The following is a 1,723-nucleotide window of genomic DNA, read 5'->3' as shown; positions in this document are numbered from 1 at the left end:
GACCCGGCAAAACATCCCCGCCGCCATCCGCCGGGCGCTGGAACGTCAGCCGCAGATTGCCTACCGGCTGCTGGATGCCCAGGATTTGCTGCGTGATGCCTGAAGGGCTGGCACGCTACACTTGGCATTTACCGAGTTATTACCGATGCCTACCCTGCTCTCTCGCGAGGTCTACCAACAATTGCGCGATGCGGCCATGGGCGTGCGCGTGCTGCGGCACCTGCAACAGCATCAGGTCGATGGGCAGCTTTGGGTCGACATCGAAGGCTGGCAACTGCTGCTGGATTTCGAAGGGGGTCACCTGCACCACTGCGAACACTGCAGGCACCCCGATGGCCGAGAGGGCTCGCTGGACAGCTGGCAACGCTATGGCACCAACCCGGTCAGCCTGCTCAGCACCTGGGAGATGGCACAGATTGAACGGATATTGGGGCAGGCAACCCCATCGGTTGAGTTGTAGGCCCTATCGCGGGGCAAGCCCGCTCCTACAGTAACCCGCCCGCAGCGCCGCATCCGATTACCACCAGCCACGGCGGCAGCTTCCAGACCATCAACGCCATAAGCGCTACCAGTGCCAAGGCAAAGTCCATTGGCTGCACGATGGCACTGGTCCATACCGGTCGATACAGCGCCGCCAGCAGCAGGCCAACCACCGCCGCGTTGATGCCGAGCATGGCCGCTTGCATGCGCACATTGCGCCGCAGCTGTTCCCAGAATGGCAATGCAGCAAACACCAGCAGGAAAGACGGCGCGAAGATTGCGACCAGCCCCAGCATACCGCCGAGCCAGCCGGACTGGGGTCCTTGCATCGATGCACCGAGAAACGCCGCGAACGTGAACAACGGGCCCGGCATTGCCTGGGTCGCGCCGTAGCCGGCCAGAAACGTCTCGTTGCTGACCCAGCCCGAGGGCACTACCTCAGCCTGGAGCAAAGGCAGGATGACATGGCCGCCGCCAAACACCAGCGACCCCGTGCGGTAGAAGGCGTCCAGCATGTTCAACGTCTGGCTGGGCCAGAGTTCAGCCAGCAGAGGCAAGCCCAACAGCAGGAGAAAAAACAGCGTCAGCCAGCACACGCCTGCGCGATGGCTGACGGTGATCGACAGCGGGTCGTGCTCCAGAGCTTGTACCGGTTTGAACATAAACAAACCAGCAATACCGGCCACGACAATCACCCCCACCTGCGCCCAGGCCGAGGGCACCAGCAGCACCAGGCAGGCCGCAACAGCCATCAGCGATATGCGTGGCGCATCCGGACAAAGATTACGCGCCATGCCCCAGACTGCTTGCGCCACAATCGCCACTGCCACCACCTTCAGCCCATGCAAGATGCCCGTGGGCATGGCCTCAGCGAAGCTTGCAATGCCCAGGGCAAAGAGCATCAGCGCCACTGCCGAGGGCAATGTAAAGCCAAGCCAGGCCGCCAGCGCGCCCCGGTAACCTGCCCTCGACAACCCCAGCGCAATACCGACCTGACTGCTCGCGGGGCCGGGCAGAAACTGGCAGAGCGTCACCAGATCGGCATAACTGCGCTCGCTCAACCAGCCGCGACGACAGACGAACTCATCGCGAAAGAAGCCCAGATGGGCGATGGGACCGCCGAAGGAGGTCAAACCCAGACGCAGGAAAATCACAAAGACCTGCCAGGGGCTGCGATCGTGGTTGAGGGGCATGTACTGTTCTTCTTAATCCAGCAGTACTGAACAATACATGATTAACGCCT

General features: G+C 62.0%; 2 protein-coding genes and 1 pseudogene. 2 read left to right on the top strand and 1 reads right to left on the bottom strand.

The window, feature by feature from the left end; genetic code table 11:
- Together NPS47_RS25925 and NPS47_RS25135 are read left to right on the top strand one after the other, a co-directional pair.
- Positions 1-103 (top strand): annotated as a pseudogene (locus NPS47_RS25925) (hypothetical protein); the annotation flags it as partial.
- Between the two features lie 42 nt (positions 104-145).
- On the top strand, positions 146-460 hold the full coding sequence (locus NPS47_RS25135; RefSeq protein ID WP_274297416.1) for a DUF7693 family protein: 315 nt from the start codon (positions 146-148) through the stop codon (positions 458-460).
- Positions 461-485: 25 nt separating this feature from the next.
- Here NPS47_RS25135 and chrA read toward each other — a convergent pair whose 3' ends face one another.
- A complete protein-coding gene (gene chrA, locus NPS47_RS25130) occupies positions 486-1,673 on the bottom strand; it encodes a chromate efflux transporter (protein WP_274297415.1) in 1,188 nt (395 codons plus the stop codon).
- Positions 1,674-1,723: the final 50 nt, after the last annotated feature.

The sequence above is a fragment of the Pseudomonas putida genome (assembly GCF_028682475.1).
GTDB lineage: Bacteria > Pseudomonadota > Gammaproteobacteria > Pseudomonadales > Pseudomonadaceae > Aquipseudomonas > Aquipseudomonas putida_AG.
Note: the sequence above shows the minus strand (reverse complement) of the source record. Positions and strands in the feature narration are given on the sequence as shown.

Excerpts from the sequence above, each read along its gene's own strand:
- NPS47_RS25135 (WP_274297416.1), top strand. The coding sequence starts at position 146 with ATGCCTACCCTGCTCTCTCGCGAGGTCTACCAACAATTGCGCGATGCG.
- chrA (WP_274297415.1), bottom strand. The coding sequence starts at position 1,673 with ATGCCCCTCAACCACGATCGCAGCCCCTGGCAGGTCTTTGTGATTTTC.